This window comes from Chryseobacterium sp. (assembly GCF_022869225.1).
Taxonomy (GTDB): Bacteria; Bacteroidota; Bacteroidia; order Flavobacteriales; family Weeksellaceae; genus Chryseobacterium.
Window position 1 is genome coordinate 4,714,337 of record NZ_JALIHL010000001.1, and the last position, 23,131, is coordinate 4,737,467.

Annotated in this window: 19 protein-coding genes and 1 pseudogene; 15 read left to right on the top strand and 5 right to left on the bottom strand. The window is 39.9% G+C overall.

Translation table 11 applies throughout. The features are described from left to right. Positions 1–45: 45 nt before the first annotated feature. Together MUW56_RS22030 and MUW56_RS22035 are read left to right on the top strand one after the other, a co-directional pair. Positions 46–1,853: pseudogene (locus MUW56_RS22030) on the top strand (hypothetical protein). 199 nt (positions 1,854–2,052) lie between these two features. Next, positions 2,053–2,997 carry an aldo/keto reductase gene (locus MUW56_RS22035; protein ID WP_292015221.1) on the top strand — a complete coding sequence of 315 codons (945 nt, stop codon included), beginning with the start codon at positions 2,053–2,055 and terminating at the stop codon, positions 2,995–2,997. 71 nt (positions 2,998–3,068) lie between these two features. Here MUW56_RS22035 and MUW56_RS22040 read toward each other — a convergent pair whose 3' ends face one another. The 3 genes from MUW56_RS22040 to MUW56_RS22050 form a co-directional block, all read right to left on the bottom strand. Beyond that, positions 3,069–4,916: a chloride channel protein gene (locus tag MUW56_RS22040; protein WP_292015222.1), complete on the bottom strand. Its 1,848-nt coding sequence runs from the start codon at positions 4,914–4,916 to the stop codon at positions 3,069–3,071. A gap of 282 nt (positions 4,917–5,198) precedes the next feature. Further along, positions 5,199–6,191, bottom strand: a complete 993-nt coding sequence (locus MUW56_RS22045; RefSeq protein WP_292015223.1) for an SDR family oxidoreductase — start codon at positions 6,189–6,191, stop codon at positions 5,199–5,201. A gap of 49 nt (positions 6,192–6,240) precedes the next feature. Further along, on the bottom strand, positions 6,241–7,509 hold the full coding sequence (locus MUW56_RS22050; RefSeq protein ID WP_292015224.1) for an NAD(P)/FAD-dependent oxidoreductase: 1,269 nt from the start codon (positions 7,507–7,509) through the stop codon (positions 6,241–6,243). Between the two features lie 207 nt (positions 7,510–7,716). Here MUW56_RS22050 and MUW56_RS22055 point away from each other — a divergent pair, with 207 nt between their 5' ends. From MUW56_RS22055 to MUW56_RS22070, 4 genes are all read left to right on the top strand, one after another. Continuing rightward, entirely contained in the window at positions 7,717–8,712 is a 996-nt protein-coding gene (locus MUW56_RS22055; RefSeq protein ID WP_292015225.1) for an aldo/keto reductase, read from the top strand. Positions 8,713–8,930: 218 nt separating this feature from the next. Beyond that, positions 8,931–9,965 (top strand): sulfite exporter TauE/SafE family protein, encoded by a 1,035-nt coding sequence (locus tag MUW56_RS22060; RefSeq protein ID WP_292015226.1) that lies wholly within the window; start codon positions 8,931–8,933, stop codon positions 9,963–9,965. 64 nt (positions 9,966–10,029) lie between these two features. Next, complete coding sequence (locus tag MUW56_RS22065) at positions 10,030–10,776, top strand: hypothetical protein (protein WP_292015227.1); 747 nt, start codon at positions 10,030–10,032, stop codon at positions 10,774–10,776. Between the two features lie 73 nt (positions 10,777–10,849). After that, a complete protein-coding gene (locus MUW56_RS22070; protein WP_292015228.1) occupies positions 10,850–10,996 on the top strand; it encodes a hypothetical protein in 147 nt (48 codons plus the stop codon). A gap of 3 nt (positions 10,997–10,999) precedes the next feature. Here MUW56_RS22070 and MUW56_RS22075 read toward each other — a convergent pair whose 3' ends face one another. Together MUW56_RS22075 and MUW56_RS22080 are read right to left on the bottom strand one after the other, a co-directional pair. Continuing rightward, positions 11,000–11,803 carry an SDR family oxidoreductase gene (locus MUW56_RS22075; protein WP_292015229.1) on the bottom strand — a complete coding sequence of 268 codons (804 nt, stop codon included), beginning with the start codon at positions 11,801–11,803 and terminating at the stop codon, positions 11,000–11,002. Between the two features lie 26 nt (positions 11,804–11,829). Next, positions 11,830–13,488 carry an FAD-binding dehydrogenase gene (locus tag MUW56_RS22080; protein ID WP_292015230.1) on the bottom strand — a complete coding sequence of 553 codons (1,659 nt, stop codon included), beginning with the start codon at positions 13,486–13,488 and terminating at the stop codon, positions 11,830–11,832. 374 nt (positions 13,489–13,862) lie between these two features. Here MUW56_RS22080 and MUW56_RS22085 point away from each other — a divergent pair, with 374 nt between their 5' ends. The 9 genes from MUW56_RS22085 to MUW56_RS22125 all read left to right on the top strand — a co-directional run bounded on the left by MUW56_RS22085 (position 13,863) and on the right by MUW56_RS22125 (position 23,082). Continuing rightward, entirely contained in the window at positions 13,863–14,126 is a 264-nt protein-coding gene (locus MUW56_RS22085; protein WP_292015231.1) for a hypothetical protein, read from the top strand. 95 nt (positions 14,127–14,221) lie between these two features. After that, the gene (locus tag MUW56_RS22090) at positions 14,222–14,650 is read left to right on the top strand and encodes a rhodanese-like domain-containing protein (protein ID WP_292015232.1); all 429 of its coding nucleotides are present in this window, start codon (positions 14,222–14,224) and stop codon (positions 14,648–14,650) included. A 1-nt stretch (position 14,651) separates the two neighbouring features. Beyond that, positions 14,652–15,155, top strand: a complete 504-nt coding sequence (locus tag MUW56_RS22095) for a TlpA disulfide reductase family protein (RefSeq protein ID WP_292015233.1) — start codon at positions 14,652–14,654, stop codon at positions 15,153–15,155. Positions 15,156–15,402: 247 nt separating this feature from the next. Beyond that, positions 15,403–15,786 carry a DoxX family protein gene (locus MUW56_RS22100; protein ID WP_292015234.1) on the top strand — a complete coding sequence of 128 codons (384 nt, stop codon included), beginning with the start codon at positions 15,403–15,405 and terminating at the stop codon, positions 15,784–15,786. A 235-nt stretch (positions 15,787–16,021) separates the two neighbouring features. Beyond that, positions 16,022–17,095 (top strand): sensor histidine kinase, encoded by a 1,074-nt coding sequence (locus tag MUW56_RS22105; RefSeq protein ID WP_292015235.1) that lies wholly within the window; start codon positions 16,022–16,024, stop codon positions 17,093–17,095. After that, the gene (locus MUW56_RS22110) at positions 17,076–17,777 is read left to right on the top strand and encodes a LytTR family DNA-binding domain-containing protein (protein WP_292015236.1); all 702 of its coding nucleotides are present in this window, start codon (positions 17,076–17,078) and stop codon (positions 17,775–17,777) included. Before MUW56_RS22105 ends, MUW56_RS22110 begins: the two co-directional genes overlap by 20 nt. Positions 17,778–17,991: 214 nt before the next feature. Further along, on the top strand, positions 17,992–21,015 hold the full coding sequence (locus MUW56_RS22115) for a SusC/RagA family TonB-linked outer membrane protein (RefSeq protein ID WP_292015237.1): 3,024 nt from the start codon (positions 17,992–17,994) through the stop codon (positions 21,013–21,015). 11 nt (positions 21,016–21,026) lie between these two features. Next, the gene (locus MUW56_RS22120; RefSeq protein ID WP_292015238.1) at positions 21,027–22,466 is read left to right on the top strand and encodes a SusD/RagB family nutrient-binding outer membrane lipoprotein; all 1,440 of its coding nucleotides are present in this window, start codon (positions 21,027–21,029) and stop codon (positions 22,464–22,466) included. A gap of 187 nt (positions 22,467–22,653) precedes the next feature. After that, positions 22,654–23,082, top strand: coding sequence for a hypothetical protein (locus tag MUW56_RS22125; RefSeq protein WP_292015239.1), 429 nt, complete (start codon positions 22,654–22,656; stop codon positions 23,080–23,082). The last annotated feature ends 49 nt before the right edge of the window (positions 23,083–23,131 follow it).

The following is a 23,131-nucleotide window of genomic DNA, read 5'->3' on the forward strand; positions in this document are numbered from 1 at the left end:
AGGAATTTTTAGTTGCATTAAGGAAATAACTTTTATTGAAATATAATGACAACTAAACCGTTACACAATTTCCATATTCCGGTAATGGGATTGGCCTATACAATAGACAGCCCGATTCGCGTTGCCCAGTATGGAATATCTTCTGTGATCTCCATTATTGATGATGAAATTCTGGAAAAAATGAAGAACTTTTATAATAAGAAGTTCAATCTCAATTATTTAGGAATTTCAACAAAAACGGAAGACTACAGAGCCAAAAGAATTACAGCCTATCTGGATATGGTGGATGATATCGTGAATGAAAAATTTGAATCTTTCAAACACGAAATCAGCAAAAACAAAGAGGCCTTACAGGATTTTATGGCCATGTTGCCCAATACTTCCGATCTAAAAAGCAGTCTTCAGACCCTGGTGAGCCAAAAAGAGAACTGGAGCACTGCTATTAAAAATTTTATCGAATCTAATCTAAAGCCGGGAAGTATTGATGTCAACATCATGACCAAAGTTGATAAAGACAACTATAAAAAAGGCGAACAGCTTCCTGTCATCTATAACGATGCCCATGCTTCATTACGCGGATTTGCCCAAAGCAAACTGTGTTCTTCCATGGTTCTTTCTGCGGGGATGAATCCTCGTCTGTACAGCTATATCGAAGAATTTGAAGATTTCTTCCCGGATCAGAAAGGGGTTTTAAAAAAGAAAATCATCATCAAAGTCAGTGATTTTCGTTCTGCGATGATCCAGGGAAATTTCCTCGCTAAAAAAGGACTGTGGGTTTCAGAATACAGGATAGAATCAGGATTGAATTGCGGAGGGCATGCATTTGCGACGGAAGGTATGCTGCTTGGTCCTATTATGGAAGAATTTAAGCAGAAAAAAAATGACCTGATACAATCGGCTCATACTTTAATGATCAAAGCTTTGGAACAAAAGGGAAAACCTGTCGTTTCCGAACCTTTAGCCATGAAAATTACCGTTCAGGGCGGTGTAGGCACTTCCGAGGAACACGGGTTTCTTCTTGAAAATTATGATGTGGACAGTGTAGGATGGGGATCACCATTTTTACTGGTCCCGGAAGCAACTTCTGTAGATCCAGAAACCAGAAACCTGCTGGCACAGTCTAAAGAGCAGGATTTTTATCTGAGTAACCTTTCTCCATTGGGAGTGCCCTTCAATACGGTAAAAGGAACATCTAATGAGATCCTGAAAAGACAGAAAGAAGCTGACGGAAAATACGGAAGTTCATGCCCCAAAAAGCTGCTGGCCTTAAGCAAAGAGTTTACGCCTAAAGGAACCTGTACCGCCTCCAAAAAATATCAGGAGATCAGATTAAAAGAACTTCATGCTGACCGTGAAATACTAACGGCAGATGAGTTTGATAAAAGAAAATCTGAAATTACAGATAAAGCCTGTCTGTGCGTGGGACTTGTGAATGCAGCCTATATGGAACAGAATATCGAAATCAAAGGTGAAAAACAGGGCGTTGTGATATGCCCGGGTCCTAATATTGCTTTTTTTGACAGAGAAGTCAGTCTTTCGGAGATGGTAAACCATATCTATGGAAATACCAATATTCTTTCGGATAACCACCGCCCTCATATGTTTATCAACGAACTGAAAATGTATGTTGATTACCTGAAGAAAGAAATAAGCCACTCACCCGCTGAAATGACTCATTCCCAATCAAAAAATGGAATGCCTTCAAAAAGAATATGCTTGACGGTATTGAGTACTATCATGACTTATTTAAAACATCATCATTCTTCAGAAGTGGATTACAAACCATCAATCATCAACTGCAGGAATACAAACTGATGCTTACCGCTGTTGAGATTCCTCAGATTGAGAAGTAACCTGTCTTTTTAATTGACAGCTACAGAACAGCCTTCAGAGTAAGGCTGTTTTTATTGGGCAGAATTTAATGTATACACTAAAAAACTGAGGAATAACAGGGACTTCCATTTATAATAACTATTACCCGTATGGCTATTTTGAATCTGCAATCCTCTTTAGGAATCCTTACCTTAGAGGCTACTTAGTAAAATTATTTTTATGAAAAAAAGAAAGATCAAAAATACGGATCTGGCAGTGGCTCCTATCAATTTTGGAGGAAATGTTTTTGGATGGACACTGGATGAAAAACAGTCCTTTGATATATTAGACCGCTTTACGGAAGCAGGATTCAATTTTATAGATACGGCAGATACTTATTCATGGTGGGTAAACGGTAAAGGCGGGCAGTCTGAAGAGATTATCGGAAAATGGATGAAAAGCCGTTCCAGCCGCAAAGATATTGTGTTGGCAACCAAAGTAGGTTCTGAAACAAAAGAACATGGTTTTGACATCAGTAAAAAGCATATTTTACAATCAGTAGATGAATCTTTACAGAGGCTTCAGACGGATCATATAGATATTTATTATACTCATTTTGATGATCACACCACTCCGGTAGAAGAAACCTTATCTGCGTATGATGAGATTATTAAAGCTGGAAAAGTACGGTATATTGCAGCGTCCAATCTTTCTCCGGAACGTTTAAAAGCATCTTTTGAAGCTGCCGAAAAGAATAATCTTCCTAAATATGTTGCCTTACAGCCGCATTACAATCTACTGGAAAGGGAAGGGTTTGAAAAAAACTATGCTCCTTTGGTAGAGCAGTTTGATTTAAGTGTATTCCCATACTGGTCTTTGGCAGCCGGTTTTTTAACAGGGAAATACCGTGATGAGGCAGACCTTACAAAAAGTGCAAGAGGAGAAGGCGTAAGAAAATATTTGAATTCTAAAGGGCTGGAAGTTTTAAAAGCTCTGGATCAGGTCAGTGAAAAGCATCATACCACCCAGGCAACCGCCGCATTAGCGTGGTTATTAGCCAATCCACAGATCACAGCACCGATTGTAAGTGCAACGAGTGCATCACAGCTTGAAACCTTGTTCAACGCTCCTCAGCTTGTTTTAGATCAGGAAGATATCGATTTGCTTAATAAAGCAAGCAACTAATTTGTTAACCATCATTATTAGATTAAAAGAAATCCGTTCAGTACTGAACGGATTTCTTTTAATCTATGCAGTTAGTCGGAGTACTCTTTCAGCAGCTGTCTATAACTCATCAGGATGGAGGATTTTGAAATAAATCCGATAAAATCATTGTTCTCACTTACTACGGGGAGGTTCCAAACTCCTGTATCGTCAAAGGTCTGAAGAATTTCCAGAGGCTTATTTTCACGGTGGAGTATAGCAGGCGGTGTTTTCATCACCTGCACAACCATCTGTGAAGAATCAATTTCCTGGTTAAAGAGATAGGGCCTGATATCATCTAAGGTAAGAACTCCTTTCAGTTTTCGGTGGTCATCCACTACAGCAAAGATATTTTTATTCCCGTTTTTCACCAGTTCAAAGAGCTCGGCAATAGAACCGTTTTCATTGATCGTCTGTGAATATTTATCAATAAAGTCTTCAGTTCTTAAAGCAAAAAGGAGGTTTTTATCATGTTTATTGGTCAATATTTTGCCTTCATCCGCAAGAGATTTTAATTCCGGAGAGATTGGAGAAAACCATTTGGCAATCAAATAAGACATTATGGAAACAATCATTAAAGGAATAAACAGGTCATAGCCAAAACTGGACTCTGCAATCAGAAATATGGCTGTAAGCGGGGCATACAGTACGCCGCTCATGGCACCTGCCATTCCTACAAGGACAAGGTTGGTTACCGGAACTTCCGTAAACCCTATATGCTGGCACACCAATGCAAATAAGTACCCTAAAGTACCGCCCGCAAAAAGGGAAGGGGCAAAATTTCCGCCATTTCCACCGCTGAATATCGTAAAAGAGGTGGCGAATACTTTTAAAAGCAATACCAAAACTAAAAATATAATGATCGTCCAGTCTCCGATTTCAAAATATCTGAAAAAGCTGTGTTCAATAATCGAATAGGTATTTCCATTGGTAAAAGCTTTCACCGTTTCATACCCCTCTCCGAATAAGGGAGGAAAAAGAACACAAAGTAGGGAAAGGACAGCCCCGCCAAACATTGCTTTACGCATTCGGGAAAGCTGGAGCCCTTTTATAAAATGTTCCACTTTTTGAGAAATGAATACAAAATAACGGGCATAGAGCCCGGTAACCACTCCAAGGATAAGATAATACGGAACATTTTTATAGTTAAAAGGATCCCGGGTATAAAATCTGAATAGAACATCTTCCTGAAGCAGAATTCTTGAAAGAAGGCTTCCGCAAACGGCTGCAACTACCAGGGGAATAAAGTCTGTAAACACCACTCCCGTCAGCAGAATCTCAAAGGCAAACATAATTCCGGCAATAGGCGCATTGAATGCAGAGGCAATCCCCGCCGTAGCTCCTGCCGCCAATAATAAAGTGCGTTCTTTATAGCTGAGCCTGTAGGTTTGGGCATAATTTGAGCCTATGGCCGCTCCGGTAACAGCAATCGGGCTCTCCAGACCTGCAGATCCACCCAATCCAACGGTAATCGCACTCTGTATGACCTGAGAATACATCTTAACAGAAGCTACGATACTGGAGTTTTGGGCAATTTCATACAGAATCGCACCGATTCCTTTTCGGTCCTGCCCTTTAAACAAGGTCAGAACAATCAATGTGGTCAGCACAATTCCTAAGAATGGAAAAACAATATAAAATAATATCTGGTATTCAAAATGAACTTTACTGGTGATAAAATAATGGATATTGTGTACCAATGTTTTGAGAATCACCCCCGCAAGACCTGCTGTACAGCCTACAAGAATTCCGGAAAGCACAAGAAACTGATTCCGGCTTAATCTGTTATTCAGCCAGTGGAGAATAAGCTCATAACTGCGTGCTTTTTCCAATCCGTATTTCTGGAAATCTCTTTTAAATTTAAGGAAGCTCAGGTATTTTTTTTTGTTGTGGATATTCACCTTAGAAAAGTTTTAATGCTGCTTTAAATTGATACAGCAGCGTAAATTTATGAAATATCTTATAAAAACTCCTAAATTGATTTATTTTAAACTTATTCATGTGTTGTTAAACGATTAAGAATCAATATAGAAGTAAGATATGATGAAAAACTTTGTTTGCCTAAAAAATACCTGATCTTGACTTTCCTTTTTAAATACCTTCATTATAGGGTAATGGTTTAACCACAAAGATTTCATGGTATCTAGGGCGGAGGGCTGAAGATTTCTCTGGTTTGGCCGGAACTATCCAATTCTCTTTGATCTTCCGGAAAACAGCAATCCCAGTGCAACAACACCAATGATTCCCACACCTGCCAGCGTTAAGGTCTTGGGAGAAACCGGAAGCAGTGTTTTTCCATCAATTTCCATATTTCCTTTTGACTGTTCCATTACGTTTCCGCCGGTATTTTCATTTTTATCGGCTTTTTTCATTACCCATCTCATTCCTGCAGACGAAATATAGCGGATGAGTCCCGGAAATATTTCATATACATTTTTAAAAACAACAGCAGACCAGTCCGGATAAGAAGCTTCTGCAGGGTTTTTGGCCGTTTTTACAATTGAATCAGCCAATTTTCGAGGATCAAATGAAGGAGGAGGAGTACGGAGCGCTATTCCTGAATAATTGGCTGCGTGCTCTATGCCTGCAGACTTTTGAAATCCCGGATAAAGGGCACAAATGTGAATATCCGGAAAATCTGAAACCTCGCCCTGCAAAGTCTCCACCATCCCGCGAACACCAAATTTTGAAGCTGTATAGGCTGTTCCGTAAGGTGCCGGCATCCATCCTCCAATTGAAATATTATTAAGTAAAACACCTCTTTTCTGACGCTTAAATACAGGGAGAACAGCATGTGCTGAATGCATATATCCTAAAAGATTCGTCTTCACGATCTGGTCTGTAACCTCCACCGGAATATCTTCAAATCTGCCAAAGGCCAATACTCCTGCATTATTTACCCAGTAATCGATCTTCCCGCTAAATTCAATAGCTTCATCAACGAGATGCTGTACTTCCTCAGCTACAGAGGTATCTGTAGGAACAGCGATAACTGCCGCGCCGAGTTTCCGGCATATTTCGGCCGTCTCTTTAAGTGCTTCTTCTCCGCGTGCAGCCAGAACAAGATCTGCTCCCTGTTTCGCAAATGCTTCTGCGGTAGCCTTACCGACTCCACTTGACGCACCGGTAATAACAACTGTTTCTCCAAAAAACGGGGGTTTTCTTCGATTTTTCATAATACTATAATTTAAAGGTGAATTGGAATGATTATTTTCAGCTGAACGGTCATCCGTTTCCTGTATTTCTTTTCGGAAAAAGAATCAATCTGATGGAAGGATTGTTGGTGATGAACAAACGGAACCAGTCCAAAGCAAGCTGTATTTTGCTTCTGAAGCCCACCAGCGGAATGATATGAATAAAAAGCCAGGTAAGCCAGGCTGTAAATCCTTTGAAGGAATATTTGGGAAGATCTACGACTGCATTGTATTTTGAAATGATAGCCATACTTCCTTTATCATGATACCGGAAAGGCTCCAGTACTTTTCCATCTTCTATCCGTTTGAAATTGGCAGCCAGGTTTTTGCCCTGCTGTATGGCGACCTGTGCGAGCTGAGGATGTCCTTTCGGATATTTTTCTTCTGAAAGCATAAGACAGATATCTCCTAATGCATAGATATTTCCTACCCCTTCCACTTTATTGTAGGCATCTACCAATATTCGCCGGCCTTTTCCTATACTTTCTTCAGGTAATCCCTGGATTTCCCGGCCTACTACTCCGGAAGTCCAGATCAGGGTTTCTGTTTCTATCACTTTTCCGTCACTCAAAATAACCTTGGAATCGACATAATCTTTTACCGCAACATTCAGAAGAATTTTAACACCCAGTTCCTGCAGTTTTTCATAGGCACTTCTCTGAGCCAGTTCACTCATTGGCGAAAGCAGGGAAGGAAGAGCATCGATCAGGTAAATACTGGAAAGGCTTAGTTTGATTTCCGGGTATTCTTTTTGAGCAATATATTTTCCCATCTCTGCAAGCATTCCCGCCAGTTCTACTCCTGTGGGGCCGCCTCCTGCAATAACGATATTCTGTAATTTTTCAGCTTCTTTAATGTCTTTGTTCCGGGCTGCTTCTTCCAGGGTCAGCAAGATATGATTCCGGAGATAAAGTGCTTCTTCAATGCTTTTCATGGGGAGGGCACATTTCTGCACATTTTCCATACCAAAAAAATTAGACTCTGTTCCCAACGCAAGGACGAGATAATCATAATTCAGATTTCCTGTATCTGTTTCTATTGTTTTGCGGTCAGGATTTACCCTGATCAGGCTTCCCATATGGAACTTCACATTTTTATTTTCTGAAAATAATTTTCTGAAAGGATAGCTGATATTAGAAGCCTCTATAAAAGAGGTTGCCACCTGATAGATCAGCGGTGGAAAAAAATGATAATTATTTTTATCAACCAGGGTAATTCTGAACCGGCTGTCATTTTTGAGAGATTTGACAAGATTAATGCCGGCAAATCCTCCTCCTACGATTAGAATGTGCTTTTTCATATTAAGTGGATATTGAAATGGTGTCCTGTATCTCATTCAAGAACAGGACCAAATAAATGGAAACGCGAACATTTAACATAAAATAAGAAAAATCAAAATCCCTGTCTGAAGGAATGCCTTGTAAGAATGAATACCCTTAATCCCTTTTTACCGAGTCTGCACGATGTTTGCAGTTTATATCTTGTCCAACACTATAAATAAATCAATATGAAAACAGACATTTTAACAGAAAAACACCAGCTTGGGCTAGGCGGAGTAGCGATAGGGACCGCTTTTGAAAATATTACGGATGAACGGGCCAATGAAATACTGCAGGCCGCATGGGATATTGGAATCAGATATTATGATACTTCTCCCTGGTACGGCCTTACCAAAAGTGAAAGAAGGTTTGGAAATTTTCTTAAAGATAAAGACAGAAATGATTTTATATTTTCAACGAAGGTAGGAAGACTGTTTCATGAAGTCCCGGAATCCGAAGTGCCTCCCACCATGTGGAAAAAGCCTCTGAATTATGATTTCAGGCATGATTATACAGCCGATGCTGTAAAAAGATCTATAGCAGACAGTCTGCAAAGGACCGGACTGAATCATATTGATATTGTGTATATCCACGACCTGTCTGAGGATCAGGTGGGTGACCGCTATCCATACTTCCTGGAACAGGCCAGGAAAGGGGCTTTTAAAGTGCTTTCCGAACTCCGGGATCAGGGTATTATTAAAGCCTGGGGAATGGGCGTCAATAAAATAGAACCTATTCTGGACTGTATAGAATCAGCAGATCCGGATATCTGTCTTTCTGCAACACAATATTCCATTCTGGAACATGAAGATGCCGTTGACAGGCTTCTTCCCGCGGTTAAAAAAGCAGGAGTAAAACTCGTTTCAGGAGCAGGATATAATTCCGGGTATATTGCAGGAAGGGAACGGTATAATTATAAAGATGTAATCCCGAAAGGAATGCATAAAAAGCGTGAACAAATTGCGGCTATTGCCAAAAAATATGATATAGATATTATAGATGCAGCTCTTCATTTTGTACTGGCTGCTGATGAGTTTGCCTCTATTATTCCGGGAGCAAGCCGGCCTGAGCAGGTACATGACAATATAAAATCCCTGCAAACAACTATTCCGCCTGACTTTTGGCAGGAACTGAAAACTGCAGGTCTTATCTACGAAAAAGCACAGACTCCCACAGGTAAATAATAAACCCGGAAATTGAAAAAGAATAAAAGATCAGTTACCTTGACAACTGATCTTTTTTGTTTCAATTTCAAATCAGCCGGACCTATACTCCGTATCATATATTTACTTTCAGGGTATTAAATTAATCATTTCTAAATGAGGGAGGAATTCAAAATTTCTTCAAAATCAGGTTGCACCTTTGTATTGAAAATAGACGAAAGTCTAAATTTTATTTGGAAATGATTTTAAAAATTGTCCTTTTATTCGCAGGAACGATACTTGCCTTCTGGATCAGCGCTATCAGTGGTGGTGGTGCAAGTCTTATTTTGATTCCTATCCTGAACCTATTGCTTCCTACATCATTGGTTCCTTTTTCGTTAACCATCGGTACTTTAACAAGCTCTGCCTCCAGGATAGCCGTATTTAAACAACATATCAACTGGAAGATATTCTTATGGTTTGTTCCGTTTTCGATACCCGCAGTTTTGCTGGGAGCCTATCTTATTAAATATGTAAATCCAAATTACCTTCAGCTTGTTGTTGCCTTCTTTCTGATTGCCAATCTGCCACAGCTTTTTGTTTCAAAAAATAAAAAAGAAGAAACAGGTACATCCTATCCCAAATCTGCATTGGCCGTTATTGGTTTTACGGCAGGCTTTATTTCGGGGATCACTGGCGCTGTCGGACTTCTTTTTAACCGCTTTTATCTGAAATTAGGCCTTAAAAAAGAAGAAATCGTAGCTACCCGGGCTGCCAATGAAGTAGGTCTCCATCTTATTAAACTGATCATCTATATTTCGTTGGGACTATATTCCAAAACAGCGTTATGGCTGGGAGTTGCGATTGCAGCTGCAGCAATAGTGTCTTCCTATACCGTAAAATATATTCTTCCGCATCTCAGTGAAAACCTGTTCAGAAAAGTCGGTTATATGGCGATGGTGGTTTCCGGAATTACATTATTAACCAGCACTACGGGTAAAATTATACAACAGGATCAGGTTGTGGTGAATGCATCGGCTACAGAAAACAAAAAGGTGTATGCTATGTCGTGGAGAAATACCCGTTTGGCACTTGAATATAAGACCAATAAAGGATTGGAAATTGAAAAAAGTATATCCCCGGAAGAGCTGTCCGGAAAGCTTAAAGATCAATACCACATCTTAAACGAATACTATGACGAAGTTCATATAGAAAAAGTGTTTGCTTTTGGAAAAGAGGTCACCCACGAATTCTATTGTTATAAAAATAATGTACTTACCAAATTTAAAGCCTGATGCATGACTCCCATTGATTACCGATAAAGCCCTGATAATCTATTAATTAAAAATATAAATCAAGATGAGAACAGCAAATAAAGTAGCATCCGTCACCATACTTTTCTGGCTGATGAAGATTATAGCCACCACCTTGGGAGAAACCTTGGGAGATTTTATTTCTATGACGCTTAATTTAGGGTATGCTACGGGAATTTTCGTGACCCTGTTATTTTTCATTTTTGTGCTATCATTACAGCTCATTCTTAAAAAATATATTCCTGCGGTATATTGGATGGTCATTATTGGAACGACAACCCTGGGTACGGAAATTTCAGATTTCATTGACAGAACGCTGAAAACCGGTTATCTAATAGGCAGCCTGATCCTGTTTTCAGGACTTGTGATTTCACTTTTCCTATGGTATAAAAAATATAAGAATCTGGAGGTTTATCCAATCTTTGAAAGAAATAAAGAGCTTTATTACTGGACTGCCATCCTGTTTTCAAACAGCCTCGGAACAGCCTTTGGAGATTTCCTGAGTGATAATCTGGGCATGGGTTACCTGACGGGCGCTTTTATAACCGGACTGATCATACTGATTGTGGTTGTTCTTCATTATTTTACAAAGATCAATCACGTCATCCTGTTTTGGATTGCATTCGTCTTCACAAGGCCTTTCGGAGCAACCTTTGGAGACCTTTTAACCAAGCCTATTGCCAAAGGAGGTCTTGACCTCGGAACCCTGAACGCTTCTATGATTTCCCTCGCTTTAATGGTTCTGATGATTATCATCTCACAGAGAAAGCATAATAAGGAAGCTTCCTTTTAAAATAAACAGTAAATGATAACCCTGAGAAGCACAAAACTGTTACTTACCTCTGGCTGCCGTCTACATGTCTTCAATGACTATTTCAGAAAAAATGACCAATCGGGATAAAACACTGAAGCCTCTGTTCATTAAAAAGAAGAAAGTGATGGGCAGCCGGACCGCTCCCAATGAGGAGGGAAGATTTTCCATGACCGGTATGATCTTCCGGAAGCCGCTATAGAGTTTAAACTACTTTTGCTTTGCGAATCACCTTTGCCAATAATCCCGGGAAAAATCTTTTAAGATAAACCGCCGCGACTTCTTTTCCCCCTATAACTTTTTGTTTTTTTCGCCGGCCGATCGCATGGAGCATTTTTTTAGCAAAAAGATCGACCGGCATTCCTTTCATCGTCGCATGATCCATAGTTCCCTGTGCTGAACCGTCACCTGTCACCGCATGTATGGAAATGTCAGTCTGTATAAATCCCGGACAAATAATTGTAATCTCAATTTTTTGCTTATATAATTCTGCACGCAAAGCATCAAAAAAGCCATGCAGTGCATGTTTTGCTGCCGCATATCCGCTTCGCATCGGGGCTCCGAATATTCCCATAAGACTGGATACAACAGCAATCTGCCCGCCACCGTTTCTGATCATATAGGGAACCACCGCTTTGGTAAGGGCGACTGTTCCGGTATAATCAATATCCATCACACGCTTATCAACTTCTATATCCGTTTCCATCGCTAAAGAACGTTGAGAAAGTCCGGCATTGTTGACGAGAATATCAATCCTGCCAAACTTTTCTACTGCCTTTGCAGCAATAGCGGGCATCTCTTTATAATTGGAAAGATCTAAGGGAATTACAGCATAGCGATTGACTGCAAGCCCGGCTTTTTCAGCGACTGAATACAACTGATCTTCATGTCTTGATGAAAGAATAATGGTGGCATTCGTATGTATGGCCAATTGTCTGACCAAAGCTTCTCCGATTCCTGATGAAGCACCAGTAATCCAAACTATTTTATCATTAAAATAGGTATTCATTTTCATATTAGATTTGAATGATTCCATTATAATCCTGCAATATACTTTCCCGCCTTCATCCCAGAAAAGAGGCATCCTCCGAGAAACGTACCTTCCAATGCGCGGTAGCCGTGCATTCCACCTCCGCCAAATCCTGCAGCTTCTCCCGCTGCATACAATCCTTCAATGACCGTTTCATCACTTCTTACAACCTGGCCGTTGAGATTGGTTTTGATCCCGCCTAATGTTTTCCGGGTAAGAATATTAAGACGAACAGCAATCAAAGGTCCGTTTTCGGGAGAAAGTATTTTATGCGGTGCCGCCACACGCCCAAGTTTATCGCCTAAATAGTTTCTTGTATTCCGGATATAATTGACCTGGGTATCTTTTGAAAATTTATTGTCAAGTTCTCTGTCTCTGGCCTCGATCTGTGATTTTATCTTTTCATAATTCAAAAGATGGCTGCCGGCCAGCCGGTTCATTTTTTCTACCAGATCTTCCAGATTATCGGATACAATGAAATCTTTTCCATGTTCCTTAAAAGCTTCCACCGGCCCGGGTGCTTTTTTACCAAAGATTCTTTTCAGAAAGAGAGGGTAGTTCCTATTGGTAATATCAGGATTCTGTTCTGAACCTGAAAGGGCAAATTCCTTCCTGATGATTTTCTGTGTCAGAATAAACCAGGAGTAGGAAAATCCGGTATCCTGAATGTATTTTAAAGTTCCTAATGTGTCAAATCCCGGAAGAAATGGAGGGGGAAGACGTTTTCCTTTAGCATCAAACCACAGGGAAGACGGTCCCGGCAATATTCTTATTCCATGATTAGGCCAGATCGGATTCCAGTTCTGTAAACCTTCTGTATAATGCCACATCCTGTCGCGGTTGATAATATGGGCTCCAATATGCTCTGCAATGCCGATCATTTTTCCATCTACATAGGCAGGAACCCCGCACACCATATTTTCCGGAGCCTGTCCGAGCCTTTCAGGCCAGTTTTTCCGGACCAGTTCGTGATTGGCTCCAATTCCTCCTGAGGCAATAACAATATGAGGGGCAGTGTATTCAAATTGAGAGATCACCTCTCTATTGGTGGCAGCACCTCTTTCCTGGGTATCATTCTCAAGGATATCGCCTTTAAGTCCTGCTATTCTCCCATTTTCCAGGATCAATTCTGTTACCCTATGCCTGAACTTCATTTGTAGGAGACCTTTTTTCCGGGCCTGGTAAGCTTTATCAACGAAAGGCTTTATCACCCCTGTGCCGGTTCCCCAGCTGACATGAAAACGGGGCACAGAATTGCCGTGTCCATTGGCTGATCCGTCGCCGCGTTCTGCCCAGCCGACCATAAACATAAGTTTGATCCCCAATCTTGAAATGTATTCATATTTTTCACCCGCTGCAAATTTCAGGTAAGCCTCGGCCCACTGCCGGGGCCAGTAATCCTCCTTACGGTCAAACCCTGCCGTTCCTTTCCAATCCTGTAACGCGAGTTCATAAGAGTCTTTGATCCCCATTTTACGCTGTTGCGGGGAATTGACCAGAAAAAGGCCTCCAAATGACCAGAAGGCCTGGCCACCTATATTCTGTTCGGTTTCCTGATCCAATAAGAGAACCTTTTTCCCGGCATTGGTTATTTCCATAGCGGCAGTCAGCCCCGCCAATCCGGTTCCTATGATAATCGCATCAGGCTGGAATTTTTCTTCCATATTTGAGAACGTTTTATTACATAATACTTTACCTAAATGTATAAAATATTTGCATTCAAACGGGTAAAAGCAATTCAAAATTTTCAATAATCATAGTAAAAACCAGGACGGTTGTACGGCTAATCTGTCATTTCAAATGTAACGTAGGCCTTATTTCGCTCAGCTGTTGATAATCTTGCGGCCATTTATAATAACCTGTTTTAAACAATATGTGAGCATTTTTGCTGAGTTCCAGTGCTTCCGAATACTCTAAAGTGCAAAAAGAGCAGGCATTTTAAAACCAATGAAGGAAATGTTTCTCTGAAAACCGTATTCTGTATCAACAGAAACAAGTACATTTATCCCAGGAATACAATTAATTTAAACAGTCATACATGAAGGACGTTCAGCCCTATAAAGCATTTGCGGTGGCCAAAGACGGCACACGACAGCTTATTGAAGCAGCATCAATTATCATACAACTTGAGGAAGAAATTGAAATTTCCCTCAGTCCTCCGCATCCTGTTTTCCAGGGAAAGCTGACCCTGGCAGCTGGTTCTGCTATTCAGGGGCGTGAGCATGAAAGGGAAGCCGGAATCCAGTTAATCATAGAACCCGGCGCTGCTAATATTATTCATATTATGCCCAAAAAATATTGATTTTAAAATAAAAACACAGTCATAAATAAGCAATTTCCCTTATTAAACGGCACAAAGCTCCATAAAACATGTTTATCTTTGTGAAAAATAGAAGTATGAAGTATTTGTTTATCATTGCGTGCTTTGTCTGCTCTATGCTGAGCCAGGCACAGCAAAAACAGGATCCCTGGACAGCCAGCCAGCTGATGGATCCTGCCTTATTGGCATCCAGGATTGTAAAGAAAAAAACAAAGGATCTCATGATTATTTCAGTAGGTCCGGAAGCCATTATCAAAGGTTCCGTAGATATAGGACCTGCCCATGAGCCTGAAAATCTGGAAAAATTAAGAAACTACCTTAACAATGTTCCTAAAGATAAAGAAATCGTAATCTATTGCGGATGCTGTCCTTTTGTGAAATGTCCGAATATCCGCCCGGCATTTGGATTGCTGATGGAAATGGGCTTTAAAAACGCCAAACTTCTTAATCTTCCGAAAAATATAAAAACAGATTGGCTGGATAAAGAATACCCTACAAATGATTAATATGAAGAGTCGTTTTACCCTATTATTTTTAATTGTTTTCTCGGGATGTATTTTTGCTCAAAGTAAAATAGAAGCAGGGAAGAAGGCCCCTGAGATTACCATGTCCAAAGCTGATGGAACTTCATTTGCGCTTTCCACTTTAAAAGGAAAATTAGTATTGATTGATTTTTGGGCTACCTGGTGTGCTCCTTGTGTAGAAGAGCAGCCGGCACTGAAAACACTGTATGAAACCTATGCAGAACAGGTGAAGAATAATAAGTTTGAGATTCTCGGGGTCTCTCTTGACAAGAATAAAGAAAGCTGGCAGAAAGCAATAGACCGTTTCAACATCCACTGGATACAGATCAGTGATTTGAAATTCTGGAAAAGTCCTGTGGCTAAAACGTATGAAATTGATGAACTCCCTTTTAATGTCATTATAGACGGAGAGGGAACCATTTTGGCTAAAAATCTTCATGGTAAAGATTTGGAGGAGTTTTTAAAGAAAAATTTAAACCGGAATTAAGATCAAAAAGGATAATAATATTTCAAAGGGGGCTGTCTCAAAAGTGAGATAGCCTCTTTTTTTAGCTGCGAGTGTTCCAAAAGGATTGGTATAGGAATATTCTGAAATAAAATATAGGATAACAAGAGACCGGATCACGAACAGTTTCTCTTTGTATAAACAGGGTAAAAAATGCTTTCATCTTTTTTTTAATGCAGTTGATATACAGGTTATCATAAAATATTTCCGGACTTCATACTTTGGATGTATGAAAAAGAGTTTCTTCCTTCGTGTTGCGCTGTCAGTCATTTTACTAATGCATAGTGTGATTTCCATTTGTAGTGGCGATGTCAATAATTTTGGACATCTATACCTGGATACAATAGGGTTTCATCCGGCAGGACTTTATGTGGCCTGGGCCGTGAAGCTGACCCATCTTTTTTCCGTAGCATTACTCTGGACTGACCGGTACATCAGGCCCGTCGCAATAGGCAATATCCTCATATTTGTTTTTGGCATTTATTATATCCACTGGCAAAACGGATGGTTTGTAGTAGGGGGCGGAACCAATGGCATAGAGTTTAATGTTCTGCTGATATTCTGTTTCCTCAACCTTATTTTCCCTGAAGTACGTTTAAAAAAGACCGATTAAGCTTCCTAATAAGAACGTATATCTTTTCATCCGCAGATTGAAGATAGTCTTTTGAAGCTTCTGATTCTCATCATGACAAGGCCAAAAATTCAGCTTCACCGGAGGGGCGGCAAAGTATAGATTTGACAGGCGGTTAAAAACCGGTAGTTTGTAGACGAATGTTCTATTTTGGTAGATTTAATATTTTTATATTTGAATGAACAGTATTACTTTGTACTTTTAAAATATAATGGGCTTGAAACCGGATAGAAAATCTAAGTTACAGATTCATTTGCTTTTTTGGATATTGTATTATATTCTGGAGGCCTATCTTGACTTTTACTGGTCCAGGTATCAATTCCCGGATTTCAAATGGCAAATAAGACTTCAGAATACCCTTATGCTGGAGTTGGTTTATTTCTTAATCAAAATCCCGCTTGCTTATTCTTTGCTGTATGTCTATGAAAAAGTACATATAAACAAACTATTCAAATATATCCTGTGCAGCGTGATTGTTGTAGCGGCAGTTCTGGTACACCGGTTTTATACTCATTATCTTATTTATCCCTACATCTATGCTGTTACGGAAACACTGGATGGAAAAGAGCCCTCAGGATATATCAACGGCCTGGTAGCGTTCAACTCTTTTATGGATCTGATTTTTATGGTGGGTCTTGTATTTGGAATAGAAATCACAAGACAGAAGAGCCTTTTAAAAGAGCAGATCTCTCAATTGAAATCTGAAAAACTTGACCAGGAACTCACGATGCTGAAAGCGCAGATCAATCCCCATTTCCTGTTTAATACCCTTAATAATATCTACGGAATGGCTCTTAAAAAAGCGGATGAAACTCCTGATGTTATTCTTCAGCTTTCCAAGGTAATGCGGTACAATATTTACGAAGCTGCTGAAAAAAATATTTCTTTAGAAAAAGATATCGAAAACATTAAGGATTTTATACAGATCCAAAAAATCCGCCACGGTCATCTTACCGTCAATTTTAATCAAAGCATTGATAATCCTTTGCAGGAAATTTCACCGCTTATATTGATTCAGTTTGTTGAAAACGCTTTTAAACACGGCGTTTCCGAAAGTCTGGGAGACCCATTCATCACTATTGATATCCAACTGAAAAATGGCGTCCTCACTTACTTCATTGAAAATTCAAAAGAAGAAAGATCCCCTGAACATTCCACCAAAATAGGGCTGAAAAATATCCGCCGCCAGCTGGAACTGCTTTATCCTGAACATAGCCTTAATGTAGAAGATCAAAATGATACGTATATTGTACACTTAACCATTAATTTCTATGATACGCCCAGCTCCTGAAAAATATAACTGCATTATTGTAGAAGACGAACCGATCGCTGCAGAAATTCTTGAAAATTTTATTTCGAGGAACGAAGAGCTCAATCTTGTCGGCAAATGTGCCAACGCTGTACATGCCAGCAATCTTTTAAGTATCCATAAAGTGGATCTTATGTTTTTGGACCTTCATCTTCCCGTGATAAAAGGTTTTGATTTTTTAAGGAAATTAAAGAATCCTCCGTTTGTTATTGTCACCACAGCTTATCATCAGTATGCTGTGGAGGGCTACGAACTGGATATTGCAGATTATCTCATGAAACCAATTCCTTACGACCGTTTTCTTACTGCGGTTGAAAAATGTAAGCATCTCATACAGGCCGAAGATGCCTTACTGGAAGTTGCTGAGCGTGATTACATCTTTATCAGCAGTGGTAAAAAACAGATCAAGATCATTTTGCAGGATATATTTTACATCGAAAGCCTGAGAGAATACATCAATATTCACACAAAAACAGAGACCTTAACTTTCAAAATGCCAATCAGTAAAATAGAAGAAAGTTTACATCCTGCAATGTTTATCCGTATCCATAAGTCTTACATTATTTCCAAATCGAAAGTGGAGATGAAAGCCGCCAATATAGTCCAGGTCAACAGTAAAAAGCTTCCGATCGGAAGAACTTATAAACCTTTGGCTGGGTTATAAAAACACCCGTCAAATCTCCGGTTTGCCACCGTAATGTCCGCATCTGACTGCAGCGGTTAGAAAAGGAGTATTGATATAGTAAGTTTTCAATCTTAGCCTCAGCTTCAATTTTATTTTTAGTAGACGGTAGCCGGCTGTTGATATATACATTCTCTTCTAATCTTCACCAATTATTGAATTTTGGGCAACAATCATGTTACAAAAATCAATAATTATGAATTACCGGTTAAAGCTTTTAAGTGTAGGAGTTGCTTTTTTTATAGGAAGTGAAACCTATTTTAGTCAGAATAAGCAGGATACCCTTACAACGCAGAATATAGAAGGTGTAGTGGTTACTGCCCTGGGAATAAAAAGAGAGAAAAGATCTTTAGGATATTCTACACAAGAGGTAAAGGGAGAAGATATCAGCAGGAATCCGACAACTAATTTCCTGAATAACTTATCCGGAAAAGTAGCAGGTCTTGAGATCAAGCAGTCTACCAATTTCGGAGGTTCAGTAAATGCTGTGTCACGCGGATATAAATCTATTCTGGGAGATAACCAGGCTCTTTTTGTCGTTGACGGAGTTCCTATCATCAATCGGAATATTAATTCTGCATTTCAGCAGAATGGGGGTGGCGGATATGATTACGGAAGTCCTGTATCCGATATCAATCCTGATGATATAGAAACAGTGAATGTTCTGAAGGGTGCTGCTGCAACTGCTTTGTACGGCTCTAGAGCTCAGAATGGCGCCATTATCATTACGACAAAAAAAGGCAAAAAAAATTCGAAGGGTATCGGTCTTGAGTATAGCGGAAGTTTTTCCATTTCTACAGTGGACAGATCTACTTTCCCTGAATACCAGACCCAATATGGGCAAGGGTATTTCGGAAACGTTTTTGCTTCTTATCAGAACGAGCCGAGAGCCCTTTTTACAAATGATGCTTCTTACGGTGCGCCCTATGATCCCAACCTTATGGTGTGGCAATATGATGCGTTCATTCCCGGTTCCCGTAATTTTGGTAAAAAGACCCCCTGGGTAATGGCTAAAAACGGACCGATAACGTTTTTTGATAAAGCAATCAATCAAACCCATAATATAGCTTTCAGTGGCGGCGGCGACCGGGCAACATTCAGGCTAAGCTATTCCAATACCAATGCTACAGATATTCTTCCCAATTCTTCTTTAATGAAAAATAATGTTGGCGGTAATGCCTCCTACAAACTGACAGACGATCTGACGGCTACTATTTTCGCCAATTATATTACACAAAGTACAAAAGGAAGAAATGCCACCGGTTACACTGACAACCTTATGGGCAACTTTCGCCAATGGTGGCCTACGAATATTGATATTCAATACCTGAAGTATTTATATGAAACATTTGATAAAAATTATACCTGGAATATAAAGTCTACCAATAATCTATCGCCGCAATATTGGGACAACCCCTATTTTACACGGTATAAAAACTACCAGAATGACAAAAGAGACCGTTTCGCAGGTAATTTCAGCCTCAATTATGACCTTTCAAAAAACATCAATATACTGGGCAGGGTAGGGATAGACGGATATAATATGATGATCGAAGAAAGAAGGGCGACAGGTTCTGTTCCTGCATTTTTTAGTTTTAATGCTATCGAGCAGCCATCAGGATATGCAGTGACTAACCTTCGTTTTACAGAAACCAATTATGACCTTATCGCTACTTACAAAAAGAACATTAATAAGGATTTCAACATTCAGGCATTAATAGGCGGAAACATCAATGTTCAGTCGAATTATTCCAATGCCCAGACCACCTCGGGCGGTCTGTATATTCCAGATCTTTATACCATTTCCAATTCCGCAGCTACAGCAGCAAAACCAGTGATCACAGATACGTCAAAATATATTTATGGTGCTTTTGTTCAGGCTTCCCTGGGATATAAAAATACCTATTATCTTGAAGGAACCTTCAGAAGGGATCAGTCGAGTTCATTACCAAAAGGAAAAGAAGCCTATTATTATCCATCCGTTTCAGCAAGTGTGGTATTTTCCAATTGGCTGGAGCAAAAATGGCTGACCTTTGGAAAGCTAAGAGCGGCTTATGCGGAAGTAGGTTCAGATACGAATGCAGATCAGCTAAGAAACAGATATATCGTACAGTCTTCTTTCGGGAACAGTCCGGTATATTCATACAATACAACTTTGAGAAATGCTGATCTTCTCCCACAAAAACTGAAAAATCTGGAGATCGGAACCAATATGCAGTTTTTTAAAAATAGACTGGGATTTGATATAGCCTGGTTCAGGAATGTAGCATTTGACCAGATCCTTCCCCTTCCAATTTCTTTATCCAACGGATCAGGAAGCAAAATTCAGAATACGGGAGCGCTTACCACAAAAGGATTTGAAATATCTTTACATATAACGCCTTTAAAGTTTAATGATTTCACGTGGGATATGGCGGTGAACTGGTCTAATCCTAAAACAAAAGTCACGGCGCTGCGGGAGGGTATTGAAAATATTACTATCGGTGCATTGCAAGGCGGAATTTCTATTAATGCCCCCCTTAACGAAGACTATGGAAGTATCTGGGGGTCGGATTTCGTTTATGATTCCAATGGAAACAAAATCATCGGCAAAAACGGAGCTTATCTTCATACGGATGGTACAAATCATAATTTCGGAAGCTTTCAGTCTGACTTTTTTGCAGGATTAAACAATTCTTTCACCTATAAAAACTTTAGTCTAAGTTTTCAAATCGATTGGAAAAAAGGCGGTAAGATATTCTCCCTGGATCAGTACTATGCATATGGAACAGGGCTGCATCCTGATTCTGTAGGACTGAATGATCTAGGAAACCCGGTCAGAAATACGCTCGCAGCTGGCGGCGGAGTGATTTTACCAGGAGTGATGGAAGATCCCAATAATCCCGGACATTATATTCCCAATACGATCCGCCTTGACCGTTCTTCTTCAAGCCAGATCCTGGAAACAGATCCACCGGCGGCGGCATTTGTTTATGATGCCAGTTTTATAAAGCTTAGGCAGGTATCTATTTCCTATACTTTTGACAAGAAATTCTTAGGAAATACCGGAATTCAGAGCCTTACCCTTGGTTTTGTCGGAAGTAACCTATGGATCATCCATAAAAATCTGCCCTATGCTGATCCGGAAGCTGGTCTTTCTGCAGGAAATATTCAGGGATACCAATCCGGAGTGATGCCGGCCACAAAGAATTTTGCATTGAATCTAAAAGTTAATTTTTAAAAATGACCATCATGAAAAATCCAATTATAATAAGTTCTTTATTTCTGTTATTTCACATAAGCTGTACCTCTGATGAGGTAAATACCGACCCGCATGTAACTTACACCACTATTCCGGAAACCCTTATTACGTATGCCGAAAAAGAACTGAGTGACTATATGAACACTCCCAGTGTCAACGAAAATAATTTCCGGCTTACAATGCAGTATTGGCAGGAAGTTACGTATGTGAATGAGAGCAACTATAATTTCACTGCCAGAAATGTGTCCAATAATGTTTGGGGAGATCTTTATGTAAATGTTCTTAATAATCTCAGTAAAGCAAAAGAACTGATCGGACAATATCAGCCCGTCCCTTCGGAAGTGAGCACCTGGCCGGCAAAAAAAAAGAACCAATTGGCAATTATTGATATGCTTTCAGTCTTTACCTTTCAAACCTTAACCGATACTTTTGGAGATATTCCGTACAGCCAAGCGCTTAATAATTCCCAGTATCCGCTTCCTGTTTATGATAATGACACAGAGATCTATGAAAGTCTTATCAACCGTTTGAAAGCCGACATCGATCATCTGGAAGAAGGGCAGGGAACATTCGGAGAAGGAGATATTTTATATAGCGGAGATATCGGAAAATGGAAAAGGTTTGGAAACTCTCTCCTTCTGAAATTGGGGATTGCTGTTGCTGACGTCAACCCTTCTCTTGCTCAGTCCACCATTCATACCGCCGTTTCCGGAGGAGTTATCATGAATGAATCTCAGAGCTGTATCTTTAGGTACCTGGCTGAAACCCCTAACTTTAGTCCCATATTTGAAAATGTTGTGAATAATAACCGGGATGATTTTTTTGGAGGAAAACCGTTCGTCGATTTTCTTAATACCACTTCAGACCCAAGGGTATCCAAATACTTTAAGGATGTAGACGGCACCTATATCGGACAGGCCATTGGCTTGCCAGGAGAGTTCTCTGACTTTTCTGCTCCCGGAACTTTCGCTTACACGCCAGTAACTCCCGGAAACTTGATTACCTATACTGAAGTTTCCTTTTATCTCGCTGAAGCGGCTGCCCGGTTCGGAATCGGCGGAAATCCGGAAGGACTTTACAACAATGCAGTTCAGGCATCGTTTCAGGAATGGGGACTTTCCTCTCAGGATGCCCAGAATTATCTGTCAGAAAACCCTTATAATGCTTCAAACTGGAAAAGATCTATTGGAGAACAGGCCTGGGTTGCCATCTATAATCACCCGGTAGTATCCTGGAATTTTTACCGGCGACTCGATTACCCGGCCTTACAGGCTCCACCGACTGCGATTAATAATGCCGAGGGAAAAGTGCCTGTGAGATTGCAATACCCGGGTCTGGAAGCTACAACCAACGGAAGCAACTATTCCAAAGCTGCCACAGCCATTGGTGGAGATAAGCTTACTACGAAGGTATTCTGGGACATCCATTAGCAATCTAAACCTTATTTTTTTCATATCAATTATTTTGTACTCTTTAGCCTGTATTTCTGATACAGGCTTTTTTCTCCATGTTCAAACAGGTGTTGATAGATAGGTGTTTTTCATTTGTAGATATTTTTTCCTGATCCTTTTGAATTTAATCACCTTTGAAGTGTAAATAACAAAAAACATTTGAATTATGAAAGTAAAAGGAATCCAAAAAATGATGGGCAGATTTTTTTTAATACTGATGGCAGCAAGCATTTTTATGAGCTGTAAAAGCAATGACGGTGATGATCCCGCTCCTTCCTCCAACCACAGTATAGATCCGGCAACAGGAACATTTAAGGGCACTTTGAGCAGTGGCGGTCAGGATTATTACAATGTGATTATGAATGCCTCAAAAGTAGATGATTCCCATATTAAGGTACAGGCTAAAGCAGGTGAGAATTATTCATTTGTTACCCCTAAGATAATCAGCGTTGCCAATCCTGTAGGAGTAGGTGTTGGCGGTGTGGATAGTGAAGGAACCATCAATTATCTTATTTCAACAAAAGCAATGCAGATAAGCACCAAAAAGACTTCTGAAAATGATAAAATATTTTATTTCGAAGGAATTAAACAATAATAGAAATATAATGTGGTTGGTTTATTATTCATTCGTTGAATAATGATTT